This is a genomic window from Minwuia sp. IMCC3009 (genome assembly GCF_029909415.1).
GTDB lineage: Bacteria > Pseudomonadota > Alphaproteobacteria > Minwuiales > Minwuiaceae > Minwuia.
Genome location: NZ_CP123781.1, coordinates 2271458 through 2289012, shown reverse-complemented (window position 1 = coordinate 2289012; position 17555 = coordinate 2271458). Strand labels below are relative to the sequence as shown.

At 63.6% G+C, this 17555-nt stretch carries 19 protein-coding genes; 11 read left to right on the top strand and 8 right to left on the bottom strand.

Features of this window, described 5'->3' with window-relative positions; all coding sequences use genetic code 11:
* Window positions 1–9: 9 nt before the first annotated feature.
* Complete coding sequence (locus QGV55_RS10760; RefSeq protein ID WP_281016805.1) at window positions 10–225, bottom strand: DUF2061 domain-containing protein; 216 nt, start codon at window positions 223–225, stop codon at window positions 10–12.
* A gap of 114 nt (window positions 226–339) precedes the next feature.
* Between QGV55_RS10760 and QGV55_RS10755 the strand changes: the two genes are divergently transcribed.
* The 6 genes from QGV55_RS10755 (at window position 340) to era (ending at window position 4939) form a co-directional block, all read left to right on the top strand.
* Window positions 340–1197 carry a helix-turn-helix transcriptional regulator gene (locus QGV55_RS10755; RefSeq protein WP_281016806.1) on the top strand — a complete coding sequence of 286 codons (858 nt, stop codon included), beginning with the start codon at window positions 340–342 and terminating at the stop codon, window positions 1195–1197.
* A gap of 91 nt (window positions 1198–1288) precedes the next feature.
* Window positions 1289–2044, top strand: coding sequence for a pyridoxine 5'-phosphate synthase (locus tag QGV55_RS10750; protein WP_281016807.1), 756 nt, complete (start codon window positions 1289–1291; stop codon window positions 2042–2044).
* A gap of 18 nt (window positions 2045–2062) precedes the next feature.
* The gene (gene acpS / locus QGV55_RS10745; RefSeq protein WP_281016808.1) at window positions 2063–2461 is read left to right on the top strand and encodes a holo-ACP synthase; all 399 of its coding nucleotides are present in this window, start codon (window positions 2063–2065) and stop codon (window positions 2459–2461) included.
* 108 nt (window positions 2462–2569) lie between these two features.
* Entirely contained in the window at window positions 2570–3319 is a 750-nt protein-coding gene (gene lepB / locus QGV55_RS10740) for a signal peptidase I (RefSeq protein ID WP_281016809.1), read from the top strand.
* A 4-nt stretch (window positions 3320–3323) separates the two neighbouring features.
* Window positions 3324–4016, top strand: coding sequence for a ribonuclease III (gene rnc / locus QGV55_RS10735; RefSeq protein ID WP_281016810.1), 693 nt, complete (start codon window positions 3324–3326; stop codon window positions 4014–4016).
* A gap of 2 nt (window positions 4017–4018) precedes the next feature.
* Window positions 4019–4939, top strand: coding sequence for a GTPase Era (era, locus tag QGV55_RS10730; protein WP_281016811.1), 921 nt, complete (start codon window positions 4019–4021; stop codon window positions 4937–4939).
* A 53-nt stretch (window positions 4940–4992) separates the two neighbouring features.
* Here the strand turns inward: era and QGV55_RS10725 are convergent, their stop codons facing one another.
* Together QGV55_RS10725 and QGV55_RS10720 are read right to left on the bottom strand one after the other, a co-directional pair.
* A complete protein-coding gene (locus tag QGV55_RS10725) occupies window positions 4993–5265 on the bottom strand; it encodes a ribbon-helix-helix domain-containing protein (RefSeq protein WP_281016812.1) in 273 nt (90 codons plus the stop codon).
* The gene (locus QGV55_RS10720; RefSeq protein ID WP_281016813.1) at window positions 5262–6194 is read right to left on the bottom strand and encodes a tetratricopeptide repeat protein; all 933 of its coding nucleotides are present in this window, start codon (window positions 6192–6194) and stop codon (window positions 5262–5264) included. Before QGV55_RS10720 ends, QGV55_RS10725 begins: the two co-directional genes overlap by 4 nt.
* A 213-nt stretch (window positions 6195–6407) precedes the next feature.
* Between QGV55_RS10720 and QGV55_RS10715 the strand changes: the two genes are divergently transcribed.
* The 3 genes from QGV55_RS10715 (at window position 6408) to fmt (ending at window position 8817) form a co-directional block, all read left to right on the top strand.
* Window positions 6408–7280: a pirin family protein gene (locus QGV55_RS10715; protein WP_281016814.1), complete on the top strand. Its 873-nt coding sequence runs from the start codon at window positions 6408–6410 to the stop codon at window positions 7278–7280.
* Between the two features lie 76 nt (window positions 7281–7356).
* Window positions 7357–7875 carry a peptide deformylase gene (gene def, locus QGV55_RS10710; protein WP_281016815.1) on the top strand — a complete coding sequence of 173 codons (519 nt, stop codon included), beginning with the start codon at window positions 7357–7359 and terminating at the stop codon, window positions 7873–7875.
* A gap of 21 nt (window positions 7876–7896) precedes the next feature.
* Complete coding sequence (fmt, locus tag QGV55_RS10705; protein ID WP_348637701.1) at window positions 7897–8817, top strand: methionyl-tRNA formyltransferase; 921 nt, start codon at window positions 7897–7899, stop codon at window positions 8815–8817.
* Here the strand turns inward: fmt and QGV55_RS10700 are convergent, their stop codons facing one another.
* Genes QGV55_RS10700 through QGV55_RS10690 form a run of 3 tightly spaced genes read right to left on the bottom strand, consistent with a single transcriptional unit; the run spans window position 8818 to window position 13741 of the window.
* The gene (locus tag QGV55_RS10700; protein WP_281016817.1) at window positions 8818–12036 is read right to left on the bottom strand and encodes an efflux RND transporter permease subunit; all 3219 of its coding nucleotides are present in this window, start codon (window positions 12034–12036) and stop codon (window positions 8818–8820) included.
* Window positions 12037–12042: 6 nt separating this feature from the next.
* A complete protein-coding gene (locus QGV55_RS10695) occupies window positions 12043–13176 on the bottom strand; it encodes an efflux RND transporter periplasmic adaptor subunit (protein WP_281016818.1) in 1134 nt (377 codons plus the stop codon).
* A gap of 25 nt (window positions 13177–13201) precedes the next feature.
* A complete protein-coding gene (locus QGV55_RS10690) occupies window positions 13202–13741 on the bottom strand; it encodes a PadR family transcriptional regulator (protein ID WP_281016819.1) in 540 nt (179 codons plus the stop codon).
* Between the two features lie 271 nt (window positions 13742–14012).
* Between QGV55_RS10690 and QGV55_RS10685 the strand changes: the two genes are divergently transcribed.
* Entirely contained in the window at window positions 14013–14480 is a 468-nt protein-coding gene (locus QGV55_RS10685; RefSeq protein WP_281016820.1) for a PAS domain-containing protein, read from the top strand.
* 13 nt (window positions 14481–14493) lie between these two features.
* Here QGV55_RS10685 and QGV55_RS10680 read toward each other — a convergent pair whose 3' ends face one another.
* Both QGV55_RS10680 and QGV55_RS10675 read right to left on the bottom strand, forming a co-directional pair.
* Window positions 14494–15390 (bottom strand): TauD/TfdA family dioxygenase, encoded by an 897-nt coding sequence (locus QGV55_RS10680; RefSeq protein WP_281016821.1) that lies wholly within the window; start codon window positions 15388–15390, stop codon window positions 14494–14496.
* Between the two features lie 134 nt (window positions 15391–15524).
* The gene (locus QGV55_RS10675; RefSeq protein WP_281016822.1) at window positions 15525–16784 is read right to left on the bottom strand and encodes an alkyl sulfatase dimerization domain-containing protein; all 1260 of its coding nucleotides are present in this window, start codon (window positions 16782–16784) and stop codon (window positions 15525–15527) included.
* A gap of 214 nt (window positions 16785–16998) precedes the next feature.
* Between QGV55_RS10675 and QGV55_RS10670 the strand changes: the two genes are divergently transcribed.
* Entirely contained in the window at window positions 16999–17472 is a 474-nt protein-coding gene (locus tag QGV55_RS10670; protein WP_281016823.1) for a hypothetical protein, read from the top strand.
* The last annotated feature ends 83 nt before the right edge of the window (window positions 17473–17555 follow it).

Below are 17555 nucleotides of genomic sequence, written 5' to 3'. Positions count from 1 at the left end.
GATCCGGGTTCACTGCTGCATCCCGTTCAGCTGCCCCCATTTCACCCGCGACCACAGGCGTTCGTGAAGCATGTAGGCCAGCGTGCCGGTGGCCGTGCCGATGACCGCGACGATGCCGCCATCTGCCAGTGATCCGGTGACGGCGTAGGTGATGCCGCACATCACCAGCAGGCCGGATGTCTGCCAGGTCGCGGTTTTCGCCAGGGTGCGCAGGTTGGTGTCCATCTCGAATGTGCCTCCGCGTCTGATGGTGTCGGCCCCGGTATAGGCGATCGACCGATGGGCGGGTATTCTGTGAATTCCATTGAAAAAATCATGCTTGTGGAGAAAAATCTCCTCATGCATGATTTATTCGACAAGCGTGAGCGTTCCGAGGTTTTCCAGGCGCGGCTTGCGGAAGGCATGAAGCGGTCAGCCATGAACCGGAGTGAACTGGCGCGCCGGACTGGTGCCGACCGCTCCACCGTTGCCCAACTGCTCTCTGATGAGGTGGGGCGTCTGCCCAATGCCCATCTGGCGGCCTGTTGCGCCCAGGTGCTGGGTGTCAGCGCCGACTGGCTGCTTGGCCTGACCGACCGGCCGGAGCGGCCCGGTGACGTGATTGCGGCGGCGGTCTCGGTGACCCAGGCGGCGCGCGCGGCGTGGGATGACGAACTGCTGGACTGGCATCGGGAGGCCGCCGGCTACAAGATCCGCCACGTGCCCGCGACCCTGCCAGACATGCTGAAGACCGAGGATACGCTGCGCTGGGAGTATGAGCGCACGCTGGGCAAGACCGCGGAACAGGCCATCGGGGCGATGCAGGATCGGCTGGCACTGATGCGGCAGAACCAGTCGGACTTCGAGATGGCCGTCTCGCTGGGCGAGCTGCATGCCTTCGCGGCCGGACAGGGATACTATCGGGGGCTGTCGGCCGATGTCCGGCGCGATCAGCTGACCAGCATGGCGGCGTCGGTGCGGGACTTCTTTCCGTCGCTGCGGCTGTTCCTGTTCGATTCCCGGCGGATCTTCTCCGCACCGGTCACGGTCTTCGGTCCGCTTGTCGGTGTGGTCTACATCGGTCGGTTCTATCTGGCGTTCCGGTCCCGTGACCGGGTACGGATGCTGACCGAGCAGTTCGACGCGCTGGTGCGGGAGGCTGAGGTGGACGCACGCGACGCCGGGGACTGGCTGCAAGATCTGGCAGGGACCGTCTGACCGGCATCGGAATCACCATGCGCCAAGGATTCCGTTTTCCCGCGCACTGGCCTATGTTGCTGTCGTGGACGCGAATTTCGGGAGAGGTGGCATGATCAACCGTGTCAGGCTGGGCGTGAATATCGACCATGTGGCGACGATCCGGAATGCCCGCGGGGGCGGCCATCCGGACCCGGTGCGTGCGGCGCGACAGGCTGCGGAGGCCGGCGCGGACGGAATCACCGCGCATCTGCGCGAGGACCGGCGACATATATCCGACAATGACATCGACCGGCTGGCGGCGGAGATCAGTGTGCCGCTGAATCTGGAGATGGCCGCAACGGATGAAATGCTGGCCATCGCGCTGCGCCACAAGCCGCATGCCGCCTGCATCGTGCCGGAGAAGCGGGAGGAGCGTACCACCGAGGGCGGGCTGGATGTGGCCGCCAAGCATCGCGAGCTTGCGCCATTGGTGAAGCAGCTTACCGACGCGGGCATCCGCGTCTCCCTGTTCATCGAGCCTTCGCCGGTGCAGCTGCATGTGGCCACGGCGCTGGGCGCGCCGGTGGTGGAGCTTCATGTCGGTGCCTATTGCGACAGCGAGGGCGAGGAACGTGCCGCTCACCTGCAGCGCATCAGGGAGGCGGCGGCCCATGGCGCCTCGATGGGTCTGGAGATCCATGCCGGGCACGGGCTGACCTTCGATACCGTGGGCGATATTGCGGCAATCCCGGAGATCGTGGAACTGAACATCGGACACTTCCTGATGGGCGAGGCCATTTTCTCCGGCCTGCCTTCCGCCATCACCCGGATGCGCAGCCTGATCGACAAGGCCCGTGCGGAAGCACTTGGGCAGGCCAGTGCCTGAGTCCGGGCGCCCGCCAGCATGATTGTCGGGCTTGGCATCGACCTCTGTGACACGCGGCGGATCGAGGGCGCGCTTGACCGCTTCGGTCAGCGGTTCCTCGATCGTTGCTTCTCTCCCGACGAACAGTCGGTCAACGAGGGGCGGGCTGACCGTGCCGCCCGCTATGCCCGTCGCTATGCCGCGAAGGAGGCCTTCGCCAAGGCCGTCGGAACCGGCATCGGCGAACATGCCTTCCTCACCGAGATCGAAGTCGTGTCGGCCCCCAACGGCAAGCCGTCGCTGCGGCTCTCGGGTGCCGCCGCGCGCACGATGCAGACCCTGGCGCCGGAGGGACACCATGTCGTCGCGCATCTTTCGATGACGGACGAGGCACCCTATGCGATGGCGCAGGTCATCCTGGAGGCCCGGATCGGTTGACAGCGGCAGGGTGTTTGGGGTCTATCTCGCCGCTGTGCTCAACGCGCTGAGACAGACTGCTTCGCCCGGCGGGGCACCCCAGCACCCACAGACGACAAGAGAGACGGAATGGCGTCGAAATCCAAGGGCGGCATTGGTGAGACGATCAAGACCGTTGTCTATGCGGTACTGATTGCGCTGGTCATCCGCACGGTGGCCTTCGAGCCGTTCAACATTCCGTCGCGCAGCATGGTCCCGACCCTGCTGGTGGGCGACTTCCTGTTTGTCTCCAAGTACAGCTACGGCTACAGCAAGCATTCGCTGCCATTCAGTCCTGACCTGTTTTCCGGACGGATCCTCGGCAGTGAGCCGGAACGTGGTGACGTGATCGTCTTCAAGACGCCGCGCGACAATGACACCGACTACATCAAGCGCCTGATCGGACTTCCCGGCGACCGTATCCAGATGCGACAGGGTGTGCTGCACATCAATGACAGCCCGGTGAAACGCCAGCGCGTCGAGGATTTCGCCTATCAGGACGAATATGGCCGCACGAGCTTCGTGTCGCAGTTCGAGGAAACCCTGCCCAACGGCCGGACCTATCGCACGCTGGATCTGCGTCCCACGGGTCGCGATGACAACACGCAGGTCTATACCGTGCCGCCGGGGCACCTGTTCATGATGGGCGACAACCGCGACAATTCCAGCGACAGCCGGGTGCCGATCAGTGCCGGTGGTGTCGGCTTCGTGCCGATGGAGAATCTGGTCGGGCGCGCGGAGATCCTGTTCTTCAGCATCGATACCGACTTCCACTGGTACGAAGTCTGGAAGCTGATCGGCAACATCCGCTACGGTCGCCTGGGCGACTCGCTGGAGTGAACCCTTGAGCGACGTCGCATCGGGGCTGGAAGACCTGCAGGCGATTCTTGGCCACAGCTTTCGCGATCCCGATCTTCTTTCCCTGGCCCTGACACATCCGTCGGCACTGGCGAAGGGCAGGAAGGGGCGCGGTGACTATGAGCGTCTGGAGTTCGTCGGTGACCGTGTTCTTGGCCTCGTGATCTCCGAATGGCTCTACGAATTCTACCGCCAGGCCGACGTGGGCCGCATCGCCAGCCGCTACAACGAACTGGTGCGGCGCGAGACCCTGGCTGAGGTGGCACTGGAGATCGGGCTGGACAGATGCCTGATCATGGCGGCCTCCGAGCGTGGCACCGGGGGGGCGACCAAGCCCGCGATCCTGGCGGACGCCTGCGAGGCGGTGATAGCGGCGCTGTATCTGGAGGGTGGTCTGGATGCGGCACGGGATTTCGTGCGGCGTTTGTGGCACGATCGTGTGGCGGGCCTGAAGCAGGCCCCGCGCGATCCGAAGACGGAGATCCAGGAGCTGGCCCACGCCAGGGGGGTCGAGCCGCCGAAGTACACCGTGCTTGCGACGGACGGCCCCGATCATGCCCCGCTGTTCACCATCGAGGCGGCATGTGACCTCGGTACGGCAACAGCACAGGGACCATCGAAGAAGGAGGCGGAGCGGAGCGCCGCACGCGAGCTTCTGAAACAATTGCAGGGAACCTGAAAGTGGCGAACAAGTCGGCGGCGGACGGAGACAGGACAAGGGCGGGCTTCGTGGCGCTGGTGGGCGCACCGAACGCCGGAAAATCGACGCTGCTGAACCAGCTTGTGGGGCAGAAGGTCTCCATCGTTTCGCCCAAGGTGCAGACGACCCGCGCCCGGGTCGTCGGGATTGTCATGGAGGGGGTGAGCCAGATCATCCTGGTTGATACCCCTGGCATCTTCGCGCCGAAGCGCAAGCTCGAACAGGCGATGGTGGACGCGGCCTGGGCCGGTCAGGAAGAGGCCGACCGTACCCTGTTGCTGATCGATGCGGAGCGCGGCGTGGGGGAGGATACCGACAGGATCCTCAAGCGGCTGGGTCAGGCAGGCAAGAAGATCTGGGTGGCCCTGAACAAGATCGACCAGGTGCGCAAGGATGCCCTGCTCGCACTGGCGGCGCAGCTTGGCGATGTCGAATGCATCGACAGGATATTCATGATCTCCGCCCTGAACGGCGACGGGGTGAACGATCTGCGCGCCGCAATGGCGGCTTCGGTTCCGGAAAGCCCGTGGCTGTACCCGGAGGATCAGGTGTCGGAGATGCCGAGCCGCCTGCTGGCCGCCGAGATCACGCGGGAAAAGCTGTTCATGCGCCTGCATCAGGAACTGCCCTATTCCCTGACCGTCGAGACCGAGAAATGGACGGAGCGTAAGGACGGGTCCGTCAGGATCGATCAGATCGTCTATGTCTCGCGTACCGGCCACAAGCCCATCGTGTTGGGCAAGGGCGGACGTACGATGCGTCAGATCGGGCAGGCCGCGCGGGAGGAACTCTCCGAACTGCTGGAACGCCCGGTCCACCTATTCTTGTTCGTGAAGGTCAGGGAACGCTGGCTGGAGGACCCGGCACGCTATCGAGAGATGGGCCTCGAATTCCCGCGCTAGGTCGGTTCGTCAGGTGAGGGCACCGGCAGCGGCGTGCTTCGCCGCCGCTGTATTCAGCTTGCCTGCCGCATGCTCAGGTTTCCCGCGGCCTGCCGGAACGTCTGCATGACAAAGATGCGGATGGCGCTCGACAGGTTTGCCGTATCGCGGTTGCGGTCGATTTCCTCGACCAGCGAACTCAGCCGCTGACCACGGGAGTCGGCAATCTCGCGGAGGGCGGACCAGAAGACATCTTCCAGCGAAATGCTCGTCGGATGCCCGGCGATCCGCACCGACCTCTTGTGGATGGCACCGAAGCCGACGATGTTGATGCGTTGGTCATTCATGCGGACTGGTCCTCGAATTTGGCGCGAGCGGGGGGCTTCAACTTGCCCAGGAACCGCTCGAGCAACTGCCCTGCCTTGGCGATCTGGCGCTCATTCGCCTGATCCATCAACTTCTCAAGTGTCTCACCTGCGCGGCGGTGACCGGCGCGTTCCGCCAGTTCGAACCACATGATCGCGCGCGCGATGTTCTGCTGCACATTCGTCCCGTCGCGGAACTTCTCTCCCAGCGTCACGAGTGCCCTGCGATGACCGCGCGCTGCCGCACGGCGATACCAGCGCAGGGCCTGATCGACATCGACATCGACCCCCTTGCCGGTCTCGAACGCGTCCGCCAGCAGGAAACTCGACCCGGCGTCGCCGCGTGCGGCACCTTCCCTGAAGTAGGTGACGGCCTTCGACCAGTCCCTGACAACACCAAGACCACGCGCATACATCAATCCAAGCTGATAGAAGGCCCGTCGCTCGCCCTGCTCGGCGGCGCGCTGGAACCAGTCGTATGCCGCTTCGGGGTCGGCATCGACACCAGTGCCTTGCAGCAGCATGACGCCGAGGTTCTTCTGGGCGTTGGCGTGACCCTGTTCCGCCGCGGCAAGATACCAGCGATAGGCCTCGGCCTCGTTCTGCTCCACGCCCCAGCCTTTCAGGAAGGTCCGGGCGAGGTTGTTCTGTGCCGCAGCCCGTCCCCGCTCTGCCGCCTCGCTGAACAGGCTGTGTGCACGTTCTGGATCGACCTTCACGCCCTTCCCATTCAGGTAGCAAAGACCCAGATTGTTCTGCGCTGCCGCGTGACCCTTCTCGGCCAGGTCACGCCAGATCGCTACTGCCTGCACATAATCCTGGGCCCGGAACGCGCTCAGCGCCTCCCGATAGAGCTCGGCGCGATCTCTGGCGGCCTGCGCAGGAGATGCCAGAATGGAAGAGAATCCCATTATGCATGTCAGCAGCAGAATGCCACACAGCGCTGACAAGGGGGAAACTCGCAATTTGCAATACATCATCATGATACCCCACTGAACAGCAAGTCGCGCGCCATTGCGGGGCGTGTCGGAAACTGAGCGTTTCCAGACGTGCAATTGATTGGGGACTGACGCGTTGCCATCTCTCCGGCAGATTGGCGGTTGCTCGCAACAGGAGAATTCGGAATGGATACGACACTGCAGGATGGAGCCAAGGAGACCCGGACGGATGCACGCGCTGTGGCGCATATCGTGCCGGGCGTCGCCGCGCAGGATGGGGCTGGGGTCCGGCTGAAGCGCAGCCTCGGCGGGCCGGAGCTGCAGTTGTTCGACCCGTTCCTGCTGCTGGACGAGTTCCGTTCCGATGACGCGAGTGACTATATCGCCGGTTTTCCGGACCACCCGCACCGTGGCTTCGAGACCGTGACCTACATGCTCGCCGGTCGGATGGGGCACAAGGACAACCAGGGCAACGCCGGCCTGCTGAAGCCCGGTGGCGCGCAGTGGATGACGGCGGGCCGGGGCATAGTGCATTCCGAGATGCCGGAACAGGAAGACGGGCTGATGTGGGGCTTCCAGCTCTGGGTCAACCTGCCCGCCGCGCAGAAGATGCGTCCGCCCCGCTATCAGGACATCGAGCCCGAGGACATTCCGGAACTGGATCTGGAGGATGGCGTGAAGGTGCGCCTGGTCGCCGGAACCCTGCGCGGGCAGGAGGGGGCGGTGCGCGACATCGCGGTCAGCCCGATCTACTGGGATGTGCATCTGGATGCCGGCAAGGCGCTGGCAGAGAGCCTGCCAACCGGCCACAACGCCTTCATCTATGTCTATGACGGCAGCGTTTCCGTGGGTGACAGGCCCGTTGACACGGGCGAGATGGCACTGCTGACCCATGGCGCGAAGCTGAACGTGCAGGCATCCGGTGGGGAGGCCGCCCGCTTTCTGGTGATTGCGGGGCAGCCGATCGGGGAGCAGGTCGCCCGTTACGGTCCTTTCGTGATGAACACGCGGGAGGAGATCATGCAGGCATTTCAGGACTTCCAGGCGGGCAGGTTCTGAGTGGACCTGTGACACTTGACGCCAACGTCAGGCGGGACTACCTCCACCGGACCCATCCATCGAAGAACCGAGACTCATGGCCCTGCTTCCCATCATCACCGCGCCCGATCCCCGTCTGAAGGTCCGCTCCGAGGCCGTCGGGCAGATCGATGACGAACTGCGTGCCTTCATGGATGACATGCTGGAGACGATGTACGACGCGCCCGGTGTCGGGCTGTCGGCGATCCAGGTGGGCGTGCCGAAACGGGTGATGGTGGTGGACTGCGCCGACGATGGCGCAGCGGCCAACCCGATCTATCTGATCAATCCGGAGATACTCGAGTCGTCGGAGGATCTGCGGGCCTACGAGGAGGGCTGCCTGTCCCTGCCGGAGCAATATGCGGAGGTGGAGCGTCCGGCAACGATCCGGGTGAAGTACCTGGACCAGCATGGTGCCACACAGGAACTGACCGCCGATGGCCTGCTCGCCACCTGCATCCAGCACGAGATGGATCATTTCGAGGGGATCCTGTTCGTGGATCATATCTCCGCGCTGAAGCGCAACATGATCCTGCGCCGCCTGAAGAAGGCGAAGAAGCTGCAGGCCACCGGCTGAATGTCGGGCCCGGCGCAGCCCCTGCGCATCATCTACATGGGCACACCTGACTTCGCGGTCGCGCCGCTGCGCGCGCTGCATGCCGCCGGTCACCGGATCGTGGCGGTTTACTGCCAGCCGCCGCGCGCCGCAGGTCGGGGCAAGAAACCGCGCCCCAGCCCGGTGCAGCAGGCCGCCGAGGAACTGGGTCTGAGCGTACGCACGCCGCTGAATTTCCGCGACGCATCGGACCGTGAGGCCTTCGCCGCCCTGGAGGCCGACATGGCCGTGGTTGCGGCCTACGGGCTGATCCTGCCGCAGGCGATCCTGGATGCGACGCGGCTTGGCTGTTTCAATATCCATGCGTCCCTGCTGCCGCGCTGGCGTGGCGCGGCGCCGATCCATCGTGCGATCATGGCGGGGGACGATGAGACCGGCATCACGATCATGCGCATGGAGGCGGGGCTGGACACCGGGCCCATGCTGCTGGTGGACAGGACACCGATCCGGGCCAGCGATACCACCGCGACGCTGCACGACCGGCTGGCGGCCATGGGCGCCGATCTGGTGGTTCAGGCAGTTGCCGACATTGCTGCCGGGCAGGCGGTTGAAACTCCGCAGCCGGAAGCCGGTGTGACCTATGCCGCCAAGATCGACAAGGCCGAGGCCCGCATCGACTGGAGCTGGGATGCGGAGCGGATCGAACGCCTGATCCGCGGCTTGTCACCCTTTCCGGGAGCTTGGTGCGAGATCGACGGGCAACGGGTCAAGATTCACGCGGCCCATGTGGTGGAGGATGCCACCAGCGGTCGGCAGCCCGGCGTGACCGTCGATGACCAGCTTGCCGTGCAGTGTGGCTCGGGCGTCCTGCGCCTCACCCGTCTGCAGAAGGCCGGCAAGGGCGTGATGGACGCCGCTGCCTATCTGAATGGTCGTCCGGTGCCCGCAGGCACCGGACTCTGATCATTCCGCCGGGGCGGTGAAGCCACCGTAGCTGTCGTCGCCCGCCTGCGCCTTCTTTTCATCCTGCGCGTCCTGCTCCGCCTTCTGCTTGCGACGATTCCAGGGCAGGGCCCGGCTCGTTGCGACGCCGAGCGCCAGCAGGCTGGGGGTGACGACCAGGGTCAGGATGGTGGCGAAGCCGAGGCCGAAGGCCACCGCGCTGGCAAGCTGTACCCACCATTGCGTTGACGGCGCCCCCATCGTGATCTCACGGCTGAAGAAGTCGATATTGGCCTGGAAGACCATCGGCATCAGACCGCAGATGGTGGTCACGGTGGTCAGCAGCACGGGCCGCAGACGCTGCGCGCCGGTGCGCACGATGGCCTCCAGCGGCTCCATGCCATTTCTGGCCAGGTAGGAATAGGTATCGATCAGCACGATGTTGTTGTTCACCACGATGCCGGCCAGTGAAATGACGCCTACACCGGTCATGACGATGCCGAAGGGCTGACCCATCACCAGCAGGCCGATCATGACGCCGATTGTCGACATGATGACGGCGGTGAGGATCAGGAAGGCCTGATAGAAGCTGTTGAACTGCGTCACCAGGATGATGCCCATGACAAACAGCGCGATGACGAAGGCATTCATCAGGAAGGCTTCCGCTGCCGCCTGCTCCTCGTCCTGGCCCTTGAACGCGATATCGACATCCCTGTCGAAATCCTGCTCGGCGAGCCAGGCCTTGACCTCCTTGACCTTGTCATCGACCAGCACGCCCTCCTGCACGTTGGCCTGCACCACCAGCTTGTAGGCACCGTCCACCCGCTCGATCCGGCCGACCTTTGGTTCCGGCGTCCGGGTCACGAAGTTCGACAGCGGCACCAGGCCATTGGGCGTGTTGATGCGCAGGTTGTCGAGCTGGTTCAGGGTCCGGTATTCCTCCGGAAACCGCACACGGATATCCACTTCCTCGTCGGTGTCGTCCGGGCGGTAGTCATCGACCTTCACACCATTGGTGACGAACTGGACCATGGCCCCGATGGCCGCGACGTCGGTGCCGAAGCGACCGGCCTGGGCGCGATCGACCTGCAGTTCCCACTGAATACCCGGCAGGGACCGCGAATCCTCGATATCGCGCAGTCCCTCCACGTTGTCCTCCAGATAGGCACGGATGCGGTCGGCGACAGGCGGCAGTTTCTCGCTGAAGAGGGAGGTGATCTGGACCTGCACGTCCTTGCCGGTCGGCGGCCCGTTCTCTTCCTTGCGGGTCTCGACCTCGATACCGGCAAGATCGGCAGTTGCCTCCCGGATCTGCGGCAGGACCACGTCGGCCGGACGGCGTTCCAGCCAGTCCTTGAACTCCAGCGTGATGATCCCGATCACATCCTCGGAAATGTCATTGCCGTCCTGCTCACGCTTGCCGGAACGGGTATAGACGGTGGAGAAGTCGTCGAACCTCAGCACGCGGTTCTCGACCTCGCGGACCAGCGCATCCTGTTCCTTGATCGACATGTTCCCGCGTGCATGGACGTAGACCAGCGCCCGCTCGGGCTCGACGTCGGGGAAGAATTCCACGCCCTTGCCGAAGACACCGTAGGCCGTGTTGACGCCGACCAGGCTGATGATCGCCAGGACCATGATCGTGGCAGGCCAGAGCACGGGCCGTCGGACAACACGATTGAGGAACCGCGCGTAAACGCCCGTGAAGCCGCGGATGCTCGTGATGGGACCACTCTCGGCCGCCGCAACCGCACTGTCCGGCCCCGCCGTGGTCTTGCCGAAGATCGATCCAAGCGTCGGGATGAAGATCAGCGCCATCAGCAGGGAGCCGGAGAGCGTGGTGATCAGGGTCAGCGGCAGGAACTGCATGAATTCACCGACCACGCCGGGCCAGAACAGCAGCGGCATGAAGGCCGCCAGCGTCGTGGCCGTCGAGGCGATGATGGGCCAGGCCATGCGCTTGGCGGCCATGGCATAGGCAACCCTCTTCGGCTCGCCTTCCTGCATCTTCCGGTCCGCGAACTCGGTCACCACGATGGCGCCGTCGACCAGCATGCCCACCGCCAGGATCAGCGCGAACAGCACAACGATGTTGATCGTGAAGCCGAACATGAACAGGTAGAGAATGCCGATCAGGAACGAGCCCGGGATGGCGACGCCGACCAGCAGCGCGCTGCGCAGCCCCAGCGCCGCAACCACGACGATCATGACCAGCAGAATGGCGCTGATCACGTTGTTCTGCAGGTCCTGCAGCATGTTGCGGATATCGTTGGACTTGTCCTGGCTGAACGAGACCTCGATCCCCGCAGGCCAGCGCTGCGCCTGCTCTTCCACCAGGTGGCGCACATTGTCGATGGTCTCGATGATGTTCGCGCCCAGCCGCTTCTTCACTTCCAGTGCCACGGCGGGACGGCCGTTCAGGCGGGCATAGTTCTCCGCGTCCTTGAAGGTGCGTCGCACGGTGGTGACGTCAGCCAGGGTCACGACAGCATCGCCGTCGGTCTTGATCGGCAGGCTGAGCACGTCATGCGCGGTCTTGAACAGGGCCGGGACCTTGATCGCGAAGCGGCCTTCGCCGGTGTCCATCGCGCCGGCCGCCACCAGGCGGTTGTTCAGCGTCATGGTCTGGATCAGCTGCGCCTGGTCGATCTGGTAGCTTTCCAGCTTGGCGGGGTCGAGCACCACCTCCAGCAATTCGTCGCGGTCACCGGCCATGTCGACGCCCAGCACCGTGGTGATGCCTTCGATATCATCCTTCAGTTCCCGTGCGACCCGGTACAGGGCGCGCTCGGGAATGTTGCCCGACAGGGTCACGACGATGACGGGAAACAGGCTGAAGTTCACCTCCTCCACGCGCGGTTCATCCGTTTCTTCGGGCAGCTCGGACTTGGCGGTATCGACCTTTTCCCGCACGTCCGTCAGGGCCTGGTCGGCATCGAAGCCGGCATCGAACTCCAGGATCACCGAGCCGAAGCCGTCGGCGGCGATGGATTTCATCTCCTTCACACCGTCGATGCCCTGCAGTTCCTGCTCCATCGGCCGCACCAGAAGTCGCGCGGAGTCCTCCGGCGAGATGCCGTCGTGGGTCATGGAGACGTAGATGATCGGGATGTTGATGTCCGGATCGGATTCCTTCGGAATCGCGTTGTAGGCGGCAGCGCCCGCGAGCAGGATCAGAACAAGCGTGGCGATGACCGTTCGCGAACGGTCGATCGCTGCATCGATAATGGCGCTCATCATGATGGCTTACTCCGCCAGTGCGACGTCGACGACCTGGCCTTCGCGAACGAATTCCTGACCGACAGTGATGATCTGGACCTGGGGGGGCAGTCCGCTGACCCAGACCCCGTCCGGCCCGTCCGCGATGATGCTGATGGGGACGAAGGCAACCTGGCGATTGCGGTCCACGGTACGAACGCCGATGGCGCCGGCGTCATTCAGCGTCAGGATTGCAGGCGTCAGGAAATGTGCCTGAACACTGCCGGCTTCCAGCATGATTTCCGCCGTGATGCCGTCGCGGATGGAGCGGTCCGGATTGTCGATCTCGATCTCTGTCCGGAACGTCCGGGTGGAGGCTTCCGCGATGGGGGAAATGAACCGGACCTTGCCGCTCACCTTCCGCCCGTCGATCAGCACGACCTCCGCCGGTGTGCCGATCTCCACCTGTCCGATCTCCCGCTCCGAGATATTGCCGATGGCCAGGATCGGATCCTGATCGACAATCACGGCGACCGGATCACCAACCTTCAGGAACGCGCCAAGCTGGACGGGACGGGAGGATATGACGCCGTCGAAAGGCGCCCGGACGGTCAGGTAGGCGATATCGACCTCCATGCTCATCCGCGCCGCCTTGGCAGCGTCCAGTGCCGCGGCACCGGCGACGACCTGGGTGTCGGCGCGGTAGCCCTTGGCATTGAGCTTCCGGTCGGCCTCGTACTCGATCTCGCGCTGCTTGATCAGGGCCTCGGTCTCGGCCAGGCGTGCGCTGCGGTCACCGGCGGCGAGACGGACGATCGGATCGCCCTTCGCGACCCGGTCACCCTTCTTGCGGTAGATCTGTTCGACCCGGCCCTGCGTCTGTGCCCGCACCTCCACGGTCCGAACCGACTCCGTCCGGCCGCGCACGGTGATCTGCACGGCATGGGGCGCGGATTCGCTGATCCGGGTCCGGACGCTCGTCTTGTGGGCGTGCGGCTTGGCTTCCGGGGCTGCCGCAGGGCCTGCCGCGGCTGCCGGCGCACTCGCTTCAGTCGCCGCGGGCCCTTCCGACGCGTTGGCACTGTCCTGATTGCCAGGGCCGTCAGCGTCCAGCACACCGGTCAGCAGCCAGCCTACAGCGGCGACGGCAATGATTATCGCGATTAGGATTGATCGGTTCACGGTCATTTACTCCGGGGCGGGCGGTTCAGTCTGCGGCGGCGCGGGCCATCAGGGCCTGCGCTTCGACGAGGTGGCGGTTTTCTTCCAGATAGTCCCGTTCCGCCTGGTACACGGCCCGGCCGAAGCCGCGCAGGAACCGGACCACGTTCGGCGTGGCGGCCTCATCCAGGCAGGTGTCGAGTTCCTTGAGGTTGGCGTCGAGACCGGCCAGTCGTTCGTCGATCAGCCCCGCGATGCGCGAGGGGACCATCAGGTCGGAAAACATCATCATCGCCAGAAACTCGGAACGCAGGCGATCCTTGCGGGGCTTCTTCTCCAGCGCATCCATGAAGGCCATGCGACCGGCAGCGGTAATGGAATAGATCTTCTTGTCGGGGCGCCCGTCCTGTGCCTCCGCCTTGCAGGCGATCCAGCCGTCTTCCGTCATGCGGTTCAGGGCCGGATATATCGATCCGAAACTGGCTTCGTAGAAATGACTGAGATCATCCTCGAATACCTTCTTGATCTCATAGCCGGTCGCTTCGCGCATCGTCAGGATGCCGAGGCAGAGGGTGCGAATGTCCATTTTGCGGATTCTCTTGGTTGGGGAAGGGGAACAGCCCCTGAAATCACAAAGCGATATATATTGAATTGATATATGTGTTCAAGCGGAAAATCCGATCTGCAATCCAAGGGTGGAGATCTCTGGCCCAATACGAGATTTGATTGCGCGAGTGGATAGGCGAAATATATTTCAATGATGTTGCAGGCGCGGCATGCCGGTTTGGTCCGTTAAGAGCTCGGCAAGGTTGTTCTGCTAGAATTGTTTGACAATTCGGCTGTCAGGTGAGCGCGGTATGGATACCCAGGTCTTCAGGGATCCGGATGACAAGGTGATGGGCAGCGCGGTGTTGCTGCAATTGCTGCGCTATTGGCGGGGACTTGTACGCGACGGTCGTCTGCCGTCACGTACGGACCTGGCACCTTCGGACATGATTCCGCTGCTACCCTGGCTGATGCTGATCGATGTCATCGATGCCGACACCTATCGCTATCGGCTTGTCGGCACGGGTATCGTGCACCACGTGGGCTTTGACGCGACAGGCATGGACGTTGCCGCCGCCTACAAGGGCGGCAACTGGTCGGAGATCGCGAAGGACTACGCCTACGTCCTGCAGCAGCGAAAGCCCTGCCTGACCGTGACGTCGGTCTATCTGAACCGGGACGACCCTCTGCCGATCACCTATCGCCGACTGTTGCTGCCGCTGGCACGGGACGGTGTGAACCCCGACATGTTCGCGGGGGCCATCCAGTTCTCGGACTGACGGAATCCCCTGATCAGGTATCGCGTGTCGGGCGATGGCCGATCATCGAAACCCGGCCGCCGGAACGGCTGTAGGGGAAATAGTCCCACGCCGCCTGATGCTGCAGGCACCGGTTGTCCCAGAACACCAGCGTGTTGGGGCGATAGCTGACGCGACACTGGATATCCAGCCGCTTTTCCACATGCCGGTACAGCATTTCCAGCAATGACTGGCTCTCGAACTTGCTCAGTCCCTTGATGTGGGACGTGAAGCCCGGGTTGACGTAGAGCACTTCCCGGCCCGTTTCCGGGTGGCGCACGACCACGGGATGCTCATTGCGCGGATAGCCCCCCTCCGGCGGTGTCGTATTGTACGCCCCGACGTAGGGAATGGCCCCGTCATGGACAGCGGTCAGGCCGCGCAGGAAATCCTGCATCGGCGCCGACAGGGTCTCGAACGCCTTGTACATGTTGGCGAAGCAGGTATCGCCGCCGCAGCCGACCTCCGGGATCTGGCGGATCAGCAGCATTGAACTCGCGGGCGGGCGTTCGTCGCAGGTGACGTCCGCGTGCCAGGCGCCACCGGCGGTGTACTTGGAGTTCGCCGTGGTACGGATCTCCAGGATTGCCGGGTCGCCGCCACGGTCATTGCTTGCGTCGTGCTTCAGCGGATGCACATGAAGCTCACCGAAAAGGCTGCCGAACGCCTTGTGCTGTTCGTCGCTGATGTTCTGGTCGTGAAAGACAAGGACATGGTGCGCCAGAAACGCGCGCCGGACTTCCGCGATCTCCGCATCGTTGAAGGGTTTGGACAGGTCGATGCCTTCGACCGTTGCGCCGACGACCGGATTGATCGGCGTGACGGAGATATGATCGTAGCCTTCGGTTTTCCAGTGATCCTGATAGGTCACTGCGGGGCGCTGCATGGTCATGATCGGTTCCTCCAGATCGGGGCGGGCGGCGCTTGCGGCATTGGTTCAGCCGTCTCTTTGTCACCCTAATTCGCTGACATTATTCTAGCACAGGTCATCCTGTTCCGCGCTCTGCGCAAATTGCGGGGCAGCAGCTAGCTGGCCTTGGACCAGCTTGTCTGACCCCGCTCCAGCAGCTTTGCCGAAGAGGCATAGAGTGCCTTGGAGACGTAGGGGCGGACTTCCTTCGCACGACCGTGGCAGAGTTCGGCCTTGAGCTGCCGGGCCTCCTTCAGCACTTCGTCGTCGCCGGGAGCCTGCGCCAGCAGGTCGATGACATGCAGCGCAAGCTGGACCTCGCCACCCGCTGCCAGTTCCCTTGCCCGCGCGATGACGGCTGCCGGATCAGTGATCGCGGAAAGGATTGCCGCCTGGGCGGCCGCAGGGGGCGCGGGATGCAGGCTTGTCGGATTGCGGTCCCACCAGCCGTTCTCTTCCCGATAGATGTCACGCACCAGATAGGATATCGCGCCGTAGCGTTCGCGCATCCAGGTGTGGTCGAACAGGGCATCCGGGCAGTCCAGGTCGTGAATGATCTCCACATCGCTCATGCCCCGGTTCATGCGGGCGACAACTTCCCGCCTCAGCCAGCGCAGGGCTTCCGCCGTGATGGTCAGCCGCTCCCGGACCGCGTCCTCACCCTCGACGATCGGACCGAACTCCTGGATCAGGACCGTCGCGTTCAGTCCGGCAAGCATGTCCAGTGTCTCCGCCCAGCGGATCGTGAAACGCTGGGTGCGCAGCGGTGTGCCGACATTCGGCAGCGTGGTTCCCGGAAAGGCGGCCCCTGCGTAGAGAATACCGTCCCCCGGCAGCCAGAGTGCCAGCACGTCGTCGGTTTCCGATGGTGCCCAGAGCAGCTCGATCCGGTCCCCCCCCTCGCCAAGGACCAGTCGGTCATCGAACGTCCGTGTCGGGTCGATCTGGTTCTCGCCGGCAGTAGAGATCTTGAGCTGGGGGAACTGCATGCCGTTGAGCGTGTCCTGCAGCCCGGCCGTCTCGCGATAGCGTGCGAAACGCCGGGTGATATTGGCATGGCCGATGAGTTCGGGCGCCGGATCGCCACGCTCCGAAGCGTGTTTCGGCCAGTCTGCGGTCCCGTCGTTGTAGCCCATGTGGCCATGGCTGTAGCAGATGGCCTTCACCGGCAGGTCGGACCATTCCCGCAGGCACGTGATCATCTTCGCCGTCATGCCGCGCCCGGAACCGGAATCCACCAGCACGATCCCATCGGCGGTCTTGACGGCAAGCGCGTTGCCCTGGGCCGGCAGGACAAGAACGTGATCGTTCAGTTCACGGACCCCCACAGCTCCGGTCAGGATATTCTTGCTCCTGGCGTCCGCGTCATCCTGCATTTCGTCCTCCCCGTCGATTGATGCACTTGCATTAAATGGATCACATGCACCGGGACAGGTCAACGCATCGCCGCCATGCACAGGGTTCGTTGCTCCGGCAATCTCGTTGTGGTTGCGGCGGCTCTGATGCATCCTCCTTGCCGGACCGGACAGGATGCCGACTGGTCAATGGCAGCTGTGCGAACAAACCGAGCGGGAAATGTTCTGGTAGCTGATGCAGCAGATTGAACCTCGAGACATAGTCGCGACAGGATCCCACCCGGGCTTCGATTTCGTGTCCGTCCGCCACGGGGCTGAAGTGGTCCACCGGGTGACCGTCACCGGTCCGCTGGACCTGCGGCGACGCATCCTGATGTACGAAGAAACGCTGAAAGCCAACACATCCGCCCGGTACTTCTGCATTCTCGACAACAGTGCCGAGCATGAGAATGTCTTCGGCTACAACGATATTCAGATGCTGGCCGAATGGCTGTCGAAGGAGGGGCTGACGGCCTTCTATGGCGTCACGATAACCAATGATGCCGGCTATCCGAAACTGGTGCAGATCGTGACGGCTGTGCTGCAGATCCTCGAACTGGGGGGAACAGTCACGACGACAAGTGATCCGGAGGTGGCCGAAGCCTTCATTCGCGAGAAACTGGATTTGGTGGCGGCGCTGGGTACACAGTCGAGCAGGAAGCTTGACTGACGCCGGCCCCTCACTGGCCTTGCCGACTTGTCCAGACGGCAGATTCTGATCCTCTGGGTGTCAGGACCGGCCTGGTTATTGCT

Bases quoted from the DNA above. Each gene is read 5' to 3' on its own strand.
- lepB (WP_281016809.1), top strand. From the start codon at position 2,570: ATGGCGTCGAAATCCAAGGGCGGCATTGGTGAGACGATCAAGACCGTT.
- QGV55_RS10670 (WP_281016823.1), top strand. From the start codon at position 16,999: ATGCAGCAGATTGAACCTCGAGACATAGTCGCGACAGGATCCCACCCG.
- QGV55_RS10725 (WP_281016812.1), bottom strand. From the start codon at position 5,265: ATGAATGACCAACGCATCAACATCGTCGGCTTCGGTGCCATCCACAAG.
- QGV55_RS10690 (WP_281016819.1), bottom strand. From the start codon at position 13,741: ATGGACATTCGCACCCTCTGCCTCGGCATCCTGACGATGCGCGAAGCG.
- def (WP_281016815.1), top strand. From the start codon at position 7,357: ATGGCCCTGCTTCCCATCATCACCGCGCCCGATCCCCGTCTGAAGGTC.
- QGV55_RS10700 (WP_281016817.1), bottom strand. From the start codon at position 12,036: ATGATGAGCGCCATTATCGATGCAGCGATCGACCGTTCGCGAACGGTC.
- QGV55_RS10750 (WP_281016807.1), top strand. From the start codon at position 1,289: ATGATCAACCGTGTCAGGCTGGGCGTGAATATCGACCATGTGGCGACG.
- QGV55_RS10680 (WP_281016821.1), bottom strand. From the start codon at position 15,390: ATGACCATGCAGCGCCCCGCAGTGACCTATCAGGATCACTGGAAAACC.
- QGV55_RS10720 (WP_281016813.1), bottom strand. From the start codon at position 6,194: ATGGGATTCTCTTCCATTCTGGCATCTCCTGCGCAGGCCGCCAGAGAT.
- QGV55_RS10685 (WP_281016820.1), top strand. From the start codon at position 14,013: ATGGATACCCAGGTCTTCAGGGATCCGGATGACAAGGTGATGGGCAGC.
- acpS (WP_281016808.1), top strand. From the start codon at position 2,063: ATGATTGTCGGGCTTGGCATCGACCTCTGTGACACGCGGCGGATCGAG.
- QGV55_RS10715 (WP_281016814.1), top strand. From the start codon at position 6,408: ATGGATACGACACTGCAGGATGGAGCCAAGGAGACCCGGACGGATGCA.
- QGV55_RS10675 (WP_281016822.1), bottom strand. From the start codon at position 16,784: ATGCAGGATGACGCGGACGCCAGGAGCAAGAATATCCTGACCGGAGCT.
- QGV55_RS10760 (WP_281016805.1), bottom strand. From the start codon at position 225: ATGGACACCAACCTGCGCACCCTGGCGAAAACCGCGACCTGGCAGACA.
- QGV55_RS10755 (WP_281016806.1), top strand. From the start codon at position 340: ATGCATGATTTATTCGACAAGCGTGAGCGTTCCGAGGTTTTCCAGGCG.